The 17,095-nt window shown below is 65.9% G+C and carries 16 protein-coding genes; 7 read left to right on the top strand and 9 right to left on the bottom strand.

Annotated features, from left to right (window positions below):
* Positions 1 to 95: 95 nt before the first annotated feature.
* The 3 genes from parE (at position 96) to JI664_RS05790 (ending at position 3,262) form a co-directional block, all read left to right on the top strand.
* A complete protein-coding gene (gene parE, locus JI664_RS05780; protein ID WP_207012770.1) occupies positions 96 to 2,048 on the top strand; it encodes a DNA topoisomerase IV subunit B in 1,953 nt (650 codons plus the stop codon).
* Positions 2,049 to 2,558: 510 nt separating this feature from the next.
* Positions 2,559 to 2,984 carry a hypothetical protein gene (locus JI664_RS05785; protein WP_207012771.1) on the top strand — a complete coding sequence of 142 codons (426 nt, stop codon included), beginning with the start codon at positions 2,559 to 2,561 and terminating at the stop codon, positions 2,982 to 2,984.
* Between the two features lie 38 nt (positions 2,985 to 3,022).
* Positions 3,023 to 3,262, top strand: a complete 240-nt coding sequence (locus tag JI664_RS05790; protein ID WP_207012772.1) for a DUF333 domain-containing protein — start codon at positions 3,023 to 3,025, stop codon at positions 3,260 to 3,262.
* A gap of 62 nt (positions 3,263 to 3,324) precedes the next feature.
* On the opposite strand, the gene JI664_RS05795 is transcribed toward JI664_RS05790, so the two are convergent.
* A complete protein-coding gene (locus tag JI664_RS05795; RefSeq protein ID WP_207012773.1) occupies positions 3,325 to 3,717 on the bottom strand; it encodes a YccF domain-containing protein in 393 nt (130 codons plus the stop codon).
* A gap of 165 nt (positions 3,718 to 3,882) precedes the next feature.
* Between JI664_RS05795 and JI664_RS05800 the strand changes: the two genes are divergently transcribed.
* On the top strand, positions 3,883 to 5,721 hold the full coding sequence (locus JI664_RS05800) for an ABC-F family ATP-binding cassette domain-containing protein (RefSeq protein WP_207012774.1): 1,839 nt from the start codon (positions 3,883 to 3,885) through the stop codon (positions 5,719 to 5,721).
* A gap of 4 nt (positions 5,722 to 5,725) precedes the next feature.
* Here JI664_RS05800 and JI664_RS05805 read toward each other — a convergent pair whose 3' ends face one another.
* Complete coding sequence (locus tag JI664_RS05805) at positions 5,726 to 6,340, bottom strand: DedA family protein (protein ID WP_207012775.1); 615 nt, start codon at positions 6,338 to 6,340, stop codon at positions 5,726 to 5,728.
* Positions 6,333 to 6,677, bottom strand: a complete 345-nt coding sequence (locus JI664_RS05810) for a hypothetical protein (protein ID WP_207012776.1) — start codon at positions 6,675 to 6,677, stop codon at positions 6,333 to 6,335. The genes JI664_RS05805 and JI664_RS05810 overlap by 8 nt, the downstream gene beginning before the upstream one ends.
* Before the next feature lie 282 nt (positions 6,678 to 6,959).
* Here JI664_RS05810 and JI664_RS05815 point away from each other — a divergent pair, with 282 nt between their 5' ends.
* The gene (locus JI664_RS05815) at positions 6,960 to 7,436 is read left to right on the top strand and encodes a peptidase S1 (RefSeq protein WP_207012777.1); all 477 of its coding nucleotides are present in this window, start codon (positions 6,960 to 6,962) and stop codon (positions 7,434 to 7,436) included.
* 73 nt (positions 7,437 to 7,509) lie between these two features.
* On the opposite strand, the gene JI664_RS05820 is transcribed toward JI664_RS05815, so the two are convergent.
* The gene (locus tag JI664_RS05820) at positions 7,510 to 8,247 is read right to left on the bottom strand and encodes an SDR family NAD(P)-dependent oxidoreductase (RefSeq protein WP_207012778.1); all 738 of its coding nucleotides are present in this window, start codon (positions 8,245 to 8,247) and stop codon (positions 7,510 to 7,512) included.
* A gap of 228 nt (positions 8,248 to 8,475) precedes the next feature.
* On the opposite strand from JI664_RS05820, the gene JI664_RS05825 reads away from it, so the two are divergent.
* Positions 8,476 to 9,045, top strand: coding sequence for a biotin transporter BioY (locus JI664_RS05825; protein WP_207012779.1), 570 nt, complete (start codon positions 8,476 to 8,478; stop codon positions 9,043 to 9,045).
* Positions 9,046 to 9,159: 114 nt separating this feature from the next.
* A complete protein-coding gene (locus JI664_RS05830; protein ID WP_207012780.1) occupies positions 9,160 to 10,341 on the top strand; it encodes a trans-sulfuration enzyme family protein in 1,182 nt (393 codons plus the stop codon).
* Positions 10,342 to 10,343: 2 nt separating this feature from the next.
* Here JI664_RS05830 and JI664_RS05835 read toward each other — a convergent pair whose 3' ends face one another.
* The 5 genes from JI664_RS05835 to JI664_RS05855 all read right to left on the bottom strand — a co-directional run bounded on the left by JI664_RS05835 (position 10,344) and on the right by JI664_RS05855 (position 17,082).
* Positions 10,344 to 11,333: a molybdopterin-binding protein gene (locus JI664_RS05835; RefSeq protein ID WP_207012781.1), complete on the bottom strand. Its 990-nt coding sequence runs from the start codon at positions 11,331 to 11,333 to the stop codon at positions 10,344 to 10,346.
* Positions 11,333 to 12,307 carry an XdhC family protein gene (locus JI664_RS05840; RefSeq protein ID WP_207012782.1) on the bottom strand — a complete coding sequence of 325 codons (975 nt, stop codon included), beginning with the start codon at positions 12,305 to 12,307 and terminating at the stop codon, positions 11,333 to 11,335. Before JI664_RS05840 ends, JI664_RS05835 begins: the two co-directional genes overlap by 1 nt.
* A gap of 150 nt (positions 12,308 to 12,457) precedes the next feature.
* Entirely contained in the window at positions 12,458 to 14,293 is a 1,836-nt protein-coding gene (locus tag JI664_RS05845) for an OmpA family protein (protein ID WP_207012783.1), read from the bottom strand.
* 533 nt (positions 14,294 to 14,826) lie between these two features.
* Entirely contained in the window at positions 14,827 to 16,086 is a 1,260-nt protein-coding gene (locus JI664_RS05850; protein ID WP_207012784.1) for a vWA domain-containing protein, read from the bottom strand.
* Positions 16,087 to 16,167: 81 nt separating this feature from the next.
* Positions 16,168 to 17,082, bottom strand: coding sequence for an AAA family ATPase (locus JI664_RS05855; protein ID WP_207012785.1), 915 nt, complete (start codon positions 17,080 to 17,082; stop codon positions 16,168 to 16,170).
* Positions 17,083 to 17,095 lie beyond the last annotated feature (13 nt).

A 17,095-nucleotide genomic window follows, 5' to 3' on the forward strand; every position in this document is an offset into this window, starting at 1 on the left:
CCCCTTCATTCTCGCCCGGTGCCCCCCAAACCTTGCGTCCGGCAGGCGCGGATGATCTATTGCTTGTCAATTCACGACAGAGTCGAGCCGCTTCAATGACCGATTTCCTCGCCGGCCAGCCCGAGACCTATGACGCCTCCTCGATCGAGGTGCTCGAAGGTCTGGAACCCGTCCGCAAACGCCCCGGCATGTATATCGGCGGGACGGATGAGCGTGCGCTGCATCACCTCGTGGCCGAGATCCTCGACAACTCGATGGACGAGGCCGTTGCCGGTCACGCCAACCGCATCGAAGTCGAAATCGCTGCCGACCACACGATCACCATCCGCGATAACGGGCGTGGTATGCCCTTCGATGCACACCCGAAATTTCCCGGCAAGTCCGCGCTCGAGGTGATCTTGTGTACGCTGCACGCGGGCGGCAAATTCTCGGGCAAGGCCTATGAGACCTCGGGCGGTCTGCACGGCGTCGGGGCCTCGGTGGTGAACGCGCTGTCCGACAGCATGGTCGTGCAGGTCGCGCGCGACCGCAAACTGGTCGAGCAGCGCTTCTCGCGCGGCAAGCCTTTGGGCCCGGTCAAGGAACTCGGCGCGGCCCCGAACCGCCGGGGCACCACGACCAGCTTCCATGCCGATGAAGAGATCTTCGGCAGCCATCGCTTCCGCCCCGCGCGGCTTTTCAAGATGGTGCGCTCAAAGGCCTATCTGTTCTCGGGCGTCGAGATCCGCTGGAAATCCGCGATCGAGGATGGCGACACCCCGCAAGAGGCCGTGTTCCACTTCCCCGGTGGCCTCGCCGATTACCTTGGCGAGCAGCTCGGCAAGGATATGACCTATTCCGACAAGCCCTTCGCCGGAAAGGTCCATTTCCAGGAGAAATTCGGCGTGCCCGGGTCGGTCGAATGGGCGATCAACTGGACGCCCGCGCGCGACGGTTTCGTCCAGAGCTATTGTAACACCGTCCCCACGCCCGAAGGCGGCACGCACGAGGCCGGTTTCTGGGCTGCCGTGCTCAAGGGAATCCGCGCCTATGGCGAGCTTGCGGGCAACCGCAAGGCCAAGGACATCACGCGCGAGGACATGGCGGCGGGCGGCTGCGCGCTGATTTCCGTGTTCATCCGCGAGCCGGAATTCGTGGGCCAGACCAAGGACCGGCTGGCCACGACCGAGGCCGCGCGACTGGTGGAAAACGCCGTGCGCGACCATTTCGACAACTGGCTGGCGGGCGACCCGAAGGCGGCGGGCGCGATCCTCGATTTCCTTGTGCTGCGGGCCGAGGAACGGATGCGCCGCCGTCAGGAAAAGGAAACCCAGCGCAAGACGGCGACGAAGAAGCTGCGTCTGCCCGGCAAGCTGGTGGATTGCTCGGCGTCTAACCGCGCGGGGACGGAATTGTTCATCGTCGAGGGGGATTCGGCGGGCGGCTCTGCCAAGATGGCGCGCGACCGGCGGACGCAGGCGCTTCTGCCCCTGCGCGGCAAGATCCTCAACGTGCTGGGCGCGGCCTCGGGCAAGCTGAACCAGAATCAGGAAATCAGCGATCTGTGTCAGGCGCTTGGCGTGCAGATGGGCACGAAGTTCCGCGTCGATGATCTGCGCTATGACAAGATCATCATCATGACCGACGCCGATGTCGATGGCGCGCATATCGCGTCGCTTCTGATGACGTTCTTTTTCACGCAGATGCGGCCGATGATCGATCAGGGCCATCTCTACCTTGCCTGCCCGCCGCTTTTCCGGCTGACGCAGGGCGCGAAACGGGTTTATTGCCTGGACGAGGCCGAGCGCGATTTGTGGATGGAAAAGGGCCTTGGCGGCAGGGGCAAGATCGAGGTGTCACGCTTCAAGGGTCTGGGCGAAATGGACGCGAAGGACCTGAAAGACACAACCATGGATCCCGAACAGCGCAAGCTCATCCGCGTGTCGATCGACGAGGATATCCCGGGCGAGACAGGGGATTTGGTCGAACGTCTGATGGGCAAGAAACCCGAACTGCGGTTTCAGTATATCAGCGAGAATGCGCGCTTCGTCGAGGATGTGGACGTTTAACGTCCCCTGTGGCCGCGGTCTCTGGTTGTTGCATCCGGCACCGTCGTCGCTGCGCTGAAACGCATCGGCTGGGCGTTTCCATGCACGCCAGTTGACGTGCTATCTCGACATGTCCGGTTATCGTGACAGCACATGGTTTCGGCTGCCGGGCGGTAGAGACCGAATGCCGCTGCATGTCAGACTGCCACTCCGGAAAGAACAAGCGTCATTCCCATCGCATCACGCGCTGAACTTGTTTTTCTGCTATCTCATCCTCTTTGCTCTCCCTCTCCAGTCTGGTCCGTATCCGCATCAACACTCCCGGCAATTGGCAATGCGAATTGCGGGTCGCAGGTCTGCCTGACGCCGCACGATACGGTTCCGGTCTTAAGGAACGGTGAAGAGGCGCGGGCACACAGACGTTTTGCGCGATCACCAACCAATGTCCCATCGCGGGTCTTTTTCCCGACCCGATGCACCGTTTCTTAACCCGTGCCGCGCAGTCTGGTCAGGCAACAGCCAACGGATTTCATGCGACGCCTTGCCCTGATCCTTGTCCTGCTTTCTGCGGCGCCCGTGCGGGCCGATCCGTGCGAACAGCATTTCATCGCTGGCCTTACCGCCGGTCAGCCGGTCGACGACTGGATCACCCGGACCGAAGCGTTTCTCTATACGGGTCTTGGCTGGGTCACGCGTCGGGCGGTCATGGACCGGCTCGAAGACCGGTCGATGCAGACCACGGCGTGTCAGGAAATCGATGTCCTGCAAAATGAGCTGTCGCTGGTCGAACGTCGGTTGTCGCAGGCCGAACGGGCGTTCAGGCTGGCGACTTCGCTGTGCTGGGGCGAAAACCGCACCCGGGCGCAGCGCAACCTCGATGCGCTTGACGACCACCGAACCGGCGCCGCCGATATCGGGGCTTATCTCGCCTCGCTCGAAGACCGCTGCGGCGGATGAACCTTGACCCGCGGGGGAACTCACGCGACTCTGACGCTATGCGTATCCATCTTGTCACAGCCACCGTCCTTGCGCTTTGTCTCCTTGGCGCCTGTGTTCCCGCCTCCGATCCGCAGGCCGAGCGTGCCCCCGGCGCGCTTCTCGATATGGCGAACCCCGCTTCGGTCTATTGCACCGAGCAGGGCGGCGTTCTGGAACCCGGAACACCCGACACGATGTGCCATTTGCCCCATGGCCAGGTTGTGGAGGAATGGCAGTATTATCGGGCCAATCACTGACCCGGCACCCGCTTAAAAAAAGAGGGCCCGAAGGCCCTCTTGTCCGCCCCGCTGCAGGCGCCTCAGCGCGGCACCAGCGTCCGGCCAACCGGCCAGAGCGCGAAGCCCGCAAGCTTCAGATGCGCCCAGGCGAAAGGCAGGCCGATGATCGTCACCGCGTTCAGAACCGCCGCCACGAGGTGCCCCAGCGCCAGCCACCATCCGGCAAGGACCAACCACAACAGATTACCCAGCGTGCCAAAGGCGCCGGTGCCGATATCGGGGCCGGTGATCTCGGTCCGGTCAGCGGCCCGCATCCCGAATGGCAGCAGCGAATAGCCCGCCATCACCACCGCCGAGCGCGCCCAGGGGATCCCGATGATGCTGATCGCCATGATCAGCGCCGCGATCAGCCACCCCACGGCCATCCAAGCGCCGCCCAGCACAATCCACAACACGTTCAGGATCAGGTTCATCATGGTCTCCTAATGTTACGACAATTCACATGGGGGTCGGCCCGTTCGGTGTCAAGGTCTCGGCATGCCCGTCCATACCAACGCCGCACCCCGTCGCTGAGGTCCGTCGCGGGGGCCTCGAGGCGGTCTCTTGACCCGGCGCGCGCGGCGCGATAGCGCAACGCCATGGCGCCCACACCCCTTCTGCAACTCTCGCAAATCTCGCTCACCTTCGGTGGCAATCCGCTGTTTTCCGAGCTGGACATGGTCATTCAGCCGGGGGACCGGCTGGCGCTTGTCGGGCGCAATGGCTCGGGCAAGTCGACGCTGATGAAGATCATGGCGGGGCTGGTCGAGGCCGATAGCGGCAGCCGTGTTCTGACACCCGGAACCAGCGTCGGCTATATGGAGCAGGACCCCGATTTCGCGGGCTTTGCCACGCTGGGCGATTACGCGATGTCGCAGCTCGATCCCAGCGAAGGCTACAGGGTCGAGATCGCGGCCGAAGGGCTGGGTTTCGATCCGGCCGTGGCGATTGCAACCGCGTCGGGCGGCGAGCGGCGGCGCGCGGCGCTGGCCAAGCTGCTGGCCGAAGCGCCCGAACTCATGCTGCTGGACGAGCCGACCAACCATCTGGACATCCACGCCATTCGCTGGCTCGAAGAGCGGTTGAAGGAAACCCGCGCGGCCTTTGTGATGATCAGCCACGACCGCGCGTTCCTGAACGCGCTGAGCCGGGCGATGCTGTGGGTGGATCGCGGGCAGGTGCGCAGGCTCGATCAGAACTTCGCCGCGTTCGAGGAATGGCGCGACAAGATCTGGGCCGATGAGGACGAGGCACGCCACAAGCTGAACCGAAAGATCAAGCACGAAGCGAAATGGGCGGTCGAGGGCATCAGCGCGCGGCGCAAACGGAATATGGGCCGGGTGCGGGCGCTGCAGGATTTGCGCGCCGAACGGGCGGCGCAGATCCGGCGTCAGGGGACGGCGGCGATGGCGTTCGAGGCCGGGGCGCAATCGGGCAAGCTGGTGGTCGAGGCCACGGGCATTTCGAAAAGCTTCGACGGCACGCCGATCGTGCGCGATCTGACCCTGAAGGTGCTGCGCGGCGACCGGGTGGCGCTGGTGGGGCCCAACGGCGCGGGCAAGACCACCTTGCTCAAGCTTCTGACCGGCGAGATGGAGCCCGATAGCGGCGCGATCCGGCTGGGGACCAATCTGGACATGGCGGTTTTCGACCAGACGCGCGCGCGGCTCGACGGGAACGCGACGCTGTGGGAGAACATGACCGGCGATCCGCTGATGCGGGTGAGCGGGTCGTCAGATCAGGTGATGGTGCGCGGCACGCCCAAACATGTGGTCGCCTATCTCAAGGATTTCCTGTTCGATGAACAGCAGGCCCGTGCCGCCGTGCGCAGCCTGTCGGGGGGCGAGCGGGCGCGGCTGTTGCTGGCCAAGATCATGGCGCGCGAGTCGAACCTGCTGGTGCTCGACGAACCGACCAACGATCTGGACGTCGAAACCCTCGATCTGCTGCAGGACCTTCTGGGCGATTACCCCGGCACGGTTCTGCTGGTCAGCCATGACCGGGATTTCATCGACCGGGTGGCCACGACGACGCTGGCTTTCGAAGGCGAGGGCAGGGTGGTTCCCTATGCGGGGGGCTGGAGCGATTATCAGGCGCAAAAGGCGCTGAGCGAACCGGCGGACGAGAAACCGGCGGCGAAAGCGGCGCCCCCGAAACCGGCTGCGAAACCGGCCGCGAAAGTCGAGGCCCCGAAAGCCACGGCAAAGCCCAACGGGCTGAGCTTTACCGAGAAGAAGCGGCTCGACACGCTGCCTGACGAAATCGCGCGGCTCGAAGCTGAGATCGCCAAGCTGTCCGACCTGTTGTCGGATGCCGAGCTTTATACGCGCGAGCCGGTGAAGGCATCGAAGGCCACGGCGATGCTGGAACAGCGCCAAAGCGCGCTGGCTGCTGCGGAAGAGGAATGGCTGGAGCTTGAGGAAAAGGCGGGGGGCTGAACGCTTACGGGCTATCGGGATGCGGCTCGTGCCGCTTGCGATGCCGTTTGAGCAACAGCCAGCCCAGCCCGATGGTCATCACCAACGATCCCAAGAGCCCCAGCGCGTTGCCCAGCATGTCGCCCGCCTGTTCAAGCTGGCCTGCAGCGATATAGCCCAGCCCGACATAGCTGATGACCCAGACGATCTCGCCCGCGATGCCCATCACGGTGAAGGTCAGCCAGCCCAGCCCGGCCCCCGGTGACAGCAGGTTCACATAGGGTCCCAGCACGCTGAACAGCCAGCGCGACAGGAACACGGCTATCCCGCCGCCCTTTTGCGTGGCGCTGCGGGCGCGGCCGAGGATCGCGGCGCGCGACGGACTGTGCAGTAGCCACCCCTCGACGCGGCGGTATCCCAGCCGACCCATCTGATAGCCGGTCTGATCGCCAAGGATCGCGCCGATCAGCGCCGAGGCCGAGACGGTCGCCAGATCCAGATCGCCCGACGCAGCGAAGGCCCCGGCGGTCAGCATCATCAGCGACGAAGGGACCGGAATGGCAAGGCAGGACAGGAAGGTGATGATGCCGAGCGCCAGCGCGCCCCAATCCGCCACCAGTGCCTGCAGCCACTCAGTCATGTGTGGCCACGCGGTACGTGGCGATCCCGGTTTCGATGCGGGAGATCAGCGTATTCAGCGGTATGCCTTCGTCCCGGGCGATCATCTCGAGCGATCGGCGCGCCACGCTGCCCGGTTCGATCCCCGCGATCTGTTCCATCTCCGCGCGCGGCACGTCCCATGAGCGGCCGACATAGCCCAGCGGCATCCAGCCCTCGACCGCCTGATCCTGATGCGCGGGGTCGGACCAATAGAACGCCCCGACCGCCAACCTGACCGCGAAGAACAGGCTCAGCACCAGCGCCAGTCCGAACCCCGTGGCGAGCAGAAGGCGCATGCGGCGAGAGCTGCGGGGCATGAAGATCCTCGTGATTGGTGGCATCGACCGGGTCATGCGGTTCGCAGCGAACCGGGCCGACCCGAAACCGATCGTGGTCAAATCGGCCCGAACACGCAAGCTAACAAAGCCATGAGCACGGTGAAACCTTCTGGACACGCTGGGAAAATCCGGGCAGCATCCAGCCCGATCCGGTGGAGCGACCCGCACATTGCGAAACGGCGCCCCGACAAAGCGTCGCTACCGAAACGGGCGGGTCGGTCTGATTTAAGTTATGTATTTTGAAGTGCGATGGAGGCAATCATGTTCAAGACAATGAAATTCGCGGCGGTCGCGGCGCTGGCTCTGGCCGGCCTGTCCGCCATGGTCCCCGGCAAGGCCGAGGCGCAGAATTACAACCTTCGGCCGTCCTATGGCTCGATCACGCTGAATGCGGGCTTCCTGCCCGATCCGCGCACCCGCACCGTGCGCGCGGGCGGTGATCACCATTTCGGCGGCGGCGGCGGTTGCCCCGGCGGCGGCTGGTTCGCCAACGCGCCCGACTGGCGTCTGCATTACCGTGCCGGTGGCTATCCGCTGACGATTTATGTCAGCGCGCCGGGTGACACGATGCTGCTGGTGAACGATCCGTCGGGCCAGTGGTATTGCAACGACGATTTCAACGGGCTGGACCCGCTGATCCGCTTCTCGAACCCGCGTTCGGGGCAATACGATATCTGGGCGGGCACCTATAACCGCTCGCGCGTGCACAACACGACGATCCTGATCTCCGAGCGCTGATCGCGCCGGAAGCCAGATGAAAAAGGCCGGGCATCGCGCCCGGCCTTTTTCTTGGGATCGGTTCGCGCGGGCGTCAGGCGAGCCGCGACAGGATACGCGCCGCTTCCGCCTGGCATGTGGTGAGCTGTTCACGGTCCTCGCCCGGGAAAAAGCGCGCGCGGGTCGCGGTGGGCATCGGCGCGGGCGTGTCGATCAGAACCTGCGGCGCGCGCTCGGCGCTCAGCCCGGCATTCTCTTCCTGCCATGCACGGGCGAGCGCGATCTGCCCGGCCTTGGCAGCCGCATAGGCACCGAAGAACTTCGCGGCCTTGTCACCGTCGCGCCAGCTTGCATCGTCGAAGAACAGCGCCTTGCCGCTCTCAGAACCGCGCAGCAGGGGTTCAATCATCGGGATCAGGCTGCCCGTCGCGCGCAGCGTCGTGGCCAGCGTCTTGTCCCAATCCTTGGTCGCGATATGCCCGGCGGGCGAAAGCGGCGGCACATGGACGGCGGTATGCGCCCACAGATCCACTTTGCCCCAGCGCTGATAGATCGACAGACAGATCTGGCGCATCGCGTCGTCATTGTTGATATCGACCGGCACCAGCGTGGCCGCGCCGCCCGCCGACTGGATGCGGTCGTCGAGCTCTTCAAGCGCGCCGGTGGTGCGGGCGACCGCAACGATGTGCCAGCCATCGGCGGCCAGCGCCTCGGCCAGCGCGGCACCGAGGCCACGCGAGGCGCCGGTCACCAGCGCGACGCGCGCCGAGGCATCGGGGGATTGGGCCGACCCGGTCGGCTGCGATTCGGGGGCAAGGGGCGTGTCGATCATGGGTCGCTGAATGCCACTGCCCGGATGATGTGACAAGGCGACAAAATCGACCGGGGCGACGCGCTGATTTCGCGGCGCGCGGCGATTGTAAATTTCCAGGTTTTGCAAAGCAGGCGATTTGCAAATCATCCGGCCCCAATCGTGAAACCCTGTGGATTGGGTGGTTGACCGGATACCGGGCGCCCGCAATCAATGAGCCCTCATGGACCAGAGCCGAGGGAGATTTTCATGGCCCAGCACACCCTTCTTCACGCGTCGGCAGGCGCCTCGCTTCTTACCAAGGCGCTAGCCGTGCTTGGCGGTTCGGCGGTGATCGCGCTTGGCGCGCAGGTTAGCGTGCCGATGCTGCCGGTGCCGATGTCGCTGCAGACGCTTGCCGTTCTGATGGTCGGCCTGACGGCGGGGGCGCGGCTGGGCGCGGCGGCCGTCGTCGCCTATCTGATCGAAGGCGTGCTGGGTCTGCCGGTCTTCGCCTCCGGCCATTTCGGGCTGCCCTACATGATGGGGCCGACCGGCGGCTTCCTGCTTGGCTTTGTCGGCATGGCCTTCGTAGCCGGGCTGTTGGCCGAGCGCGGCGTCGCGCGCGGGTTCGTCGGCACGGGAGTGGCGGGGCTGCTGGCATCTGTCGTCCTGTACGTGCCGGGCATCGCATGGCTCTATGCGGTGACGCCGCTCGACCTGTCCGGCGCCGTGAGCGCGGGCATGGTGCCCTTCCTGCTGGGCGACGCGGTAAAGATCGCCGTGGCGGCGCTTGCCGTGACGGGCGCCTGGGCCGCCCTGCGCGCGCGCCGCGACTGACGCTTTTCAGGCCATCCCATATGCACCCCCGGCACCGCCTGCCGGGGGTTTTGCTTTGACTTGCGGGGGGATCGGGCGCGTGCCATGAACAAGCGATAGTTCAAGGAGCCGCGCATGTCCGATACCCCGTCGTTGATCCGCCGCACGCCATGGCCGCAAGGGGCCTCGCGCCCCGTGGTGACGCCGCTGCAGCCCTCGGTGGTCTATGCGTCGCCCGATCCCGACACGCTCGACGCGCAGTATCTGGGTTCGAATCCGGGCTTCACCTATGCCCGCGAAGGCCATCCCAATGCCGAGGTTCTGGCGGCCAAGATCGACATGCTCGAAGGCGCCGAGGGCGGGATCGTCACGGGCTCGGGCATGGCGGCGGTGACGGCGGCGCTGATGGGCGTCTTGAGCGCGGGCGATCACATTCTGGGCGGCGATCAGCTTTACGGGCGTTCGTTGCGGCTGATGACGCAGGATCTGAACCGCTTCGGTATCCAGACCTCGCTGGCGGATTCGACGGATGCCAAGGCCTTTGCCGCGGCGATCCGGCCCGAGACGAAGATGATCCTGCTTGAGGTCGTCTCGAACCCCACTCTGCGGGTCGCCGATTTCGAAGGCATCGCCGCCATCGCGCGCGAGCGGGGGATCCTGCTGGTCGTCGACAACACCTTTACCACGCCACGCGGGTTCCGGCCCTTCGATCACGGCGCGGATATTGTCATACATTCAGTGACGAAGATCCTTGCCGGTCATTCCGATGCCACGCTGGGCTATGTCGCGGCCAGAGATCCGGCCTTGCGCAAGGCGATCTACGATTTCGCCGTGACCACGGGCATGACGGCAAGCCCCTTCGATTGCTGGCTGGCCGAACGCGGGATCTACACGTTCGAGCTGCGCTATGACCGGGCCGAGGCGAACGCGGCGGCGCTGGCCGATCACCTCGCCACCTTGCCGGGCATCAAGAAGGTTCTGTACCCGACGCGCGCCGATCACCCCGACCATAACCGCGCCGTGTCGCTGCTGGGCGAGCGGGGCGGGCATATGGTCAGCTTCGAGATCGACGGCGGCCGGGCGCAGGCCAACGCGCTGACCCGGGGCGCGCCTGAGTTGGCCTTTGCCCCGACGCTGGGCGATATTGGGACGACGCTGTCGCATCCCAACTCGTCCTCGCACCGCAACGTCTCGGCCGAGGCGCGCGCCGCCGTCGGGATCACCGAGGGGTTCTTCCGGGTGTCGGTCGGGGTTGAGGATATTGAGCTTCTGAAGGCCGAATTCACCAAGGCTATCGCCGCCGCACAGGCGGTCTGACGCTATTCGCGACGGTCGCGCGGGCGGGGGCGCGTGGGGATTTCCTTGAGCAGCCCGCCCACACCCATCGCGCGGATATCCGCGCCGCTGATGGGCACACCGCAGATCAGCCGCTCAAGCACCCAATCCGCCCCGTTGAGCGCCGGCGAGCGCGCGCAGCCGGGCAGACCGACGACAGGGCACCCGTCCAGTTGCCCGAGGAACAACAGGTTGCCGGGATCGACCGGCATCCCGAAATGCTCGACCGTCCCGCCCGCACGCCGCAGCGCCGACGGCGCGACGTCGCGGATATCCGAGGTGGCCGAGGCGGTGAGGATCAGGATCATCTCGCCCTCGGCTTTCGTGATGGCTTCTGCGAGCGCATTTTCTTCATGCGCAACAAGGGCTTCCGGGCCGAGGTTGACATCCAGCCGGCGCAGCCGTTCCTGCGTGACGCGGTGGCCCTTGTCGCCCAGACCCTTGCCGACCACGGTTTCGATCATCACCGCGTTTCGGATCACCGGTTGTGCCAGCGACAACCCGCCTTCGGCTTGCGCAGCAGCTGCGTGAAGGTTTTTCTTTTCAACGCCATAGGCGATGATCTTCACCGTCGCCACCATGCCGCCCGGATCCATCCGGTGCCAGCGCGGAACGGTCGCCAGCGTGATCGCCGGATCGGCAGCGTTGACGGCGTCGACTTTGGCCGCGTTGATCCGCGCAAGACCGGGCCCGGTGGCAAGCACATTCACCCGACCGGTGCCGACCGCTTGCAATTCAAGCCCGTCAGCGCCCCGCACCAGTGAGCGCGCCAGGGTCAGGGCGGCATCGTCTTCGTCGGTATCACCGGGGCTGAGCCGGGCTGCGATCACCTGTTGCAGGCCCGTCGCAGCCAGCGCGTCGAGATCGCCCTGTTCGAGCACCTTGCCCTTCTTGAGCCGCCCTTTCGTCAGCGGGACGGAATGCGCAAGCACCACGCCAAGCGCCTGATCAAGCGGGACGGGTCCGAAATCCATCAGACCTGCCTCAGCACCCGGGTGACCTGCGCAAGGACCGAGACCGCGATTTCAGACGGGGTCTTCGCGCCGATATCCAGCCCGACGGGGGCGTAGATGCGGGCGATCTGGTCGTCGGTGACACCCGCTTCTTTCAGCCTTTCCAGACGCTTGGCATGGGTCCGGGTTGATCCGAGGCAACCGAGATAGAAAACGTCAGACTTTAACGCTTCAAGGATCGCCGGGTCATCGAGCTTGGTGTCATGGGTCAGGGTGACGACGGCGGTTCGCGCGTCGAGCCCTTCGGCGCGCAGGCCTTCGTCCGGCCAATCGTGGCGGATCACCGTGTCGGGGAAACGCCCGTCGCTGGCAAAAGCATCGCGGGGGTCGATCAGCACCGGATCGTAGCCCGCGATCTTCGCCATTGGCACCAGCGCCTGCGCGATATGCACGGCGCCGACGATCAGCATCCGCAGCGGCGGGTTGAACAGCGCGATGAACTCGCCGCTTTCCTCAAGCCCCGACTTGTCGGTGCGGAAGCGGTCGGGCAACTCGGCGGGGCCCAGAAGGCGGCGTTCCCAGCTTTCGGGCATGATGCCATAGGCGATGGGCTTGCGCGCGGCGCGGGCTTCGACGATGGCGTCGAGCATCGACAGGGGCAGGGCCTTGCCCACCGGCTCGAGCAGCACGCGAATGGTCCCGCCGCATGCGAGGCCCACGGAAAAGGCCGTGTCGTCGCTGACGCCAAAGGTCAGGATGCGCGGTTGGCCATCGTCGAGCGCTTCAAGCGCCTCGACCACCACAGCGCCTTCGACACAGCCGCCCGAGACCGAGCCCATGATCTCGCCCGTCCCCGAAATGGCAAGCTGGCTGCCCGCCTGACGGGGCGCCGAGCCCCATGTTTCGATCACGGTGGCAAGCGCCGCGCCGCGCCCGTCCTTGTGCCAGTCAAGGGCGATTTCGGGGATGCGGTCGTGGATCGGATCGGTGGTCATGATGGCTCCTCCCGGCGAACTCTGCGCAACGAACTATGCGCATGGGGCGCAGACAATGCCAATACGACCTTGGCCGCGATCCATGCAAAGGAAAACCCCGGCGCACGGGGCGCCGGGGTTGATGTCAGACGTTTCGCAACGGGCCGCTGTTTACTGAAGCTGCGCGGTTTGCAGCAGCGGGGTGATGCGGCGCACCACGACCCGGCGGTTTTCGCGCTCGGCCGCATCGGTCTGGATGCGCAGATCGCTTTCGCCATAGCCCTGCAGGACCATGTTCGCGGGCGAGACCCCGAAATACTCGGTCAGGGCCCGCGCCACCGTTTCCGCGCGGCGGTCGCTGAGCGTCAGGTTCGACACATCGCTGCCGACAGCATCGGTGTGGCCTTCGATCAGGAACACCTCGTTCGGATTGTCGGCGATCATGCCGGTCATCAGCTCACCCAGAGCCAGAAGCTCTTGTGCCTCGGTGGGCGAGATCGCGGCCGAGCCGGTCTCGAAGGTGATGTTCTCGACCTGAACCGCCGGGGCGAGATAGCGCACGCGGTCGATCTGGCGGACCTGATTGAGTGAGAAGCTGCGGTTGGCGCGGGTTTCGCTGAGCAATGCGGCGCGCAGGGCATCCTCGTTGCCCGGATCGACCTGAGGCGCGGCGGTGCGGTTGGGCTCGGGCAGGGTGTTCACGTCGACAGAGTCCACCGTCACCGTGTCGTCGAATAGCACCGTGCGACGGCCATCCGGCGCGATCACCACGCGTTTCACCACACGGCCTTCGTCGTTGCGCACGGTCACAACCTGTCCGCCATCGGGCTGCGTGACGATGGTCTCGCTCGAGCCGTCCTGATAGCGACGGGTCGTTACTTCGCTGCCCGGCTGACGCAGGATCGCGTCGTCGTCGCGCAGCACCTGCAGATCGCCGTATTGGTCACGCACGACAACGCGGTCATCCGAGGTCGACACGACTTCGCGGTTATCGTCCAGAAGCGAGCCCACGATCAGCGCACCGGCTGCACCGACAACGGCGCCGGTCAGGAAGTCAGGAATGCCGTCGTCATCGTCGTTGCGGTCGCGCACCTGCTGACCGGCCGTGCCATCGCCCTGCGAGCCCTCTTGCGCCTGCGCGCGGCGCTCGGCGCGGCGGGCGCGGCGGCGTTCACGGGCCTCATCGAAGGTCTCGTCCGAGCGACGCACCGAATCTTCTGTCACGGTCTCGGTCGTTTCCTCGACGGCGCCGTTGTCACCGCCCGAAGCGGCCATGCTCTGATCGCCCTGACCGCCAGCTGCGGCCTGCGCGGCAGCCGATTCACCGCCACCGGCTTGCGGGCGGCGCTGGGGCTGGCGTTGAGCTTCGCTTTGCGACTGGCCCTGAGGGACCGAGCCGTCGCCCGCCTGCTCGACGGATTGAGATTGTTGCACTTCCGGCGGAAGCGTTCCGCTCGGCTCGGCTTGTGGATCCGGAGCGCGACGCGCGGGTTCTTGCGACGCGTTGTCGCCGCCTCCGCCCAGCATGCCTTGCAGGTCTTCGACCGATTCCGGCTGCGGACGCGCCTGAGCACGCGGTTCTTCGGCTTGCGGCTGAGCTTGCGCCTGACCTTGGCCTTGAGCCTGTGCTTGGCCTTGGCGTTGACCCTGTCCTTGGCCCTGCGCTTGGCCCTGTCCTTGGCCTTGTCCCTGAGCTTGGGCCGGAACCTGCCCCTGACCTTGCGCCTGACCCTGAGCGGGGGCCTGACCCGGAACTTGACCCGCCGGACGATCGCCCGCCTGACCGGCTGCGCCGCCTTGCTGACGCTGGGCGCGCAATTCCTGACGCAGTTCCTGCCGAGCCTGACGCACGGCGCGGCGGCAATCGCGCTGGGACATATCCGCCGCGCAGATCGATTCATCGATATCCGCCGGGCGCTGGACCTGCGCGCTCACCGGCAGGGCGAGGGGGATCGCCAGCGCGATACTGGTGGCAATAGCGGTCGTCGTTCTGAGACTGCGTCGCATAGGGACTCCTAACTCGTCGTTTGCGGTCAGTAACGAGCGCTGTGCGGGAAAGTTCCACCGCGTCCGAAGCCCCCGACCTTTGCGAGAGGGCCTTCGGGCGGCCCGCAGAGCGCGCAAGTCCAGTAAAAGAAGCCGATGAGCGGCGTCGGCGGGATGTCGCCGCTATCCGATCACAAGGTTGCGTTGGGCAGGATCGGGGCCATCCCGAGACGTTCGCGCATCGGACCGATCAGGCTGCAACGGTCACGGATCAGGGCGGGGGAGAGTGCGAGGCCGCCGCGTCCGGAGGGAGGAGGAGGGACGCGGCGGCAGGGACTCGACCCGCTTCGTTGCGGGCGCGCCAAGGGGGGAGGTCCCGGGCGCCTTTCCTACAATTGGTTTTGCACTGCCGCGATCCAAGGGGGCTGTGTGGTGACGTAACGTCGCAGGTGGTGCCGTGCAGCAGCGATGCGCCCATCGCACGGCGAAGCATCGCATTTGGGCGGATCTCGTCTATCGGTTGTGCAAAGCTGCAACGCGGGCGGACAAAGCGCCTATTGCGTCAGCAGGGCGGCCAGCCGCGCCTTCTCGCCATGATCTCGGGGATCCGACAGCGCCTGCGCCAGCGCTTCGAGCGAGGCGATGGAATGCCCGGCGCGGATCACGTCGACATGCGGCAGCATCGCGCGCACGCCCTGCGCCTTGGGCGCGAACCCGTCCCAGCGCAGCAGCGGGTTGAGCCAGATCAGCCGCTTCGATGACAGGTGCAGCCGCTCCATCTCGCGCGAGAGCGCCGCAGGCTCGCCCCGGTCGAGCCCGTCGGTGATCAGCAGCACCACGGCGCCCTGACCCAGAACGCGGCGCGACCAGTCGTGGTTGAAGCTGTGCAGACACTCGCCGATCCGGGTGCCCCCCTGCCAGTCGCGCGCCTCGCGCCCGGCGGCGTTGAGCGCGGTATCTACGTCGCGGGTGCGCAGGTGGCGGGTGATATTGGTCAGCCGCGTGCCGAAGGTGAAGGCGTGGACCTTGGCCCAGCCCTGTCCTTGACGGTTCGCGACGGCGTGCACGAAATGGAGCACCATGCGGGAATAGGACGCCATCGACCCCGAGATGTCGCACAGAACCACAAGGGCGGGCCAGCGCGTCGAGGGCTTGCGCCGCGCCAGCTGGCTGACTTCACCGCCGGTGCGCACCGCGTGGCGCAGCGTGCGCCGCCAGTCGGCACGCCGACCGAGCGCATCGGCGGTCAGACGGCGGGTCTTGAGCGGCTTCACCGGCAAAGCCAGGCGCGCCAGCATGCGCCGCGCCTGCGCCAGTTCCTGCGCCGACATCTGTTCGAAATCGAGCTGTCGCAGTTTCTCGTCGTTCGAGGCGGTCTGCGTGGCGTCAATCTCGATCTTCGTTTCTTCGTCTTCCGGTGTGTCGCGTTCGGGGGGCAGCGGCGGCTCGGCCCCGTCGAGCAGCGCCTCGGCCGCGCGTTTGGCGGCGGCGGCGGCTTTCTCTTCTTCCTGCGCGCCGCGAATGGCGGGCAGCATGAGCGACATCATGTGCTCCATGTAGCGCGGATCGCGCCAGAACAGGCGGAAGACCTGATTGAAGACCTGCCGCTCTTCAGGGCGCGACACGAAGACCGCGTGCAGGGTCCAGTAGAAATCGGTTCGTGAGGTGAAGCCCGCCGCCTCGACCGCCTCGATCGCCGTCAGAACCCGGCCCGGCCCGACCGGCAGCCCGGCCTTGCGCAGCGCCCGCGCGAAATGCGTGAGGTTCTCGGTGAGCCTGGGATGCTCGGGCAAAGCGAGGTCGGGGTATTCCAAGGCAGGCGTCCCGATTTGGGGGAGGGCGCCGGGGGTTTCACACCCCCGGACCCCCGTGGAGTATTTGCGGCAAAGTGAAGTTTAGGCGGGGGCGAGGGTTTTCCGTGCCTCGTCGAGGATCTTCTTGGCTTCCGAGCCCTGCAGGCGGGCAATGTCGTCTTGGTATTTCAGGATGGCGCCCAGCGTGTCGGCGATCACCTCGGGCGAGAGGCTGATCACGTCGAGCGCGAGCAGGCATTTGGCCCAGTCGATGGTTTCCGCCACGCCCGGCTTTTTGAACAGATCTTCGGTGCGCAGGCGCTGGACGAAGGCGACGATCTCGCGCGAGAGGCTTTCGGCGGCTTCGGGGACACGGGCTTGAAGGATCTCGAGTTCACGCGGGAAATCGGGATAATCCACCCAGTGATACAGGCAGCGGCGCTTCAACGCGTCATGCACTTCGCGCGTGCGGTTCGATGTCAGGATGACGATCGGCGGCTCGGGCGCCCTGATCGTGCCGAGTTCGGGGATCGTCACCTGAAAGTCGCTGAGCGCTTCGAGCAGGAAGGCCTCGAACGGCTCGTCGGTGCGGTCGATCTCGTCGATCAGCAGCACCGGCGCGCCGCCGTCCTGAGGGCGCATGGCCTGCAGAAGCGGGCGTTCGATCAGATAGTCGGGACCGAAGAGGTCGGCCCTGAGCGCCTCGCGGTCGGTATCCTCGGTCGCCTCGGCAGCGCGGATGGCGACCATCTGGGCGGCGAAATTCCATTCATAGACCGCCGAGGCGGCGTCGAGGCCTTCATAGCATTGCAGCCGGATCAAGCGGCGGCCGAGAGCGGCGGCGATGGCCTTGGCGATCTCGGTCTTGCCGGTGCCGGCCTCGCCTTCGAGAAACAGCGGACGGCCCAGCCGCAGGGCAAGAAAGCTCACCGTGGCGAGCGCGCGGCCACAGACGTAGTTCTGTCCGGCCAGCAGGCGCTGGACGTCGTCGATGCTGGCGATGTCGGTCTGGCTCACGCCGGTTCCTCCC

Origin of the sequence: Rhodobacter sp. NTK016B (assembly GCF_017303295.1) — a bacterium.
Classification (GTDB): Bacteria; Pseudomonadota; Alphaproteobacteria; order Rhodobacterales; family Rhodobacteraceae; genus Pararhodobacter.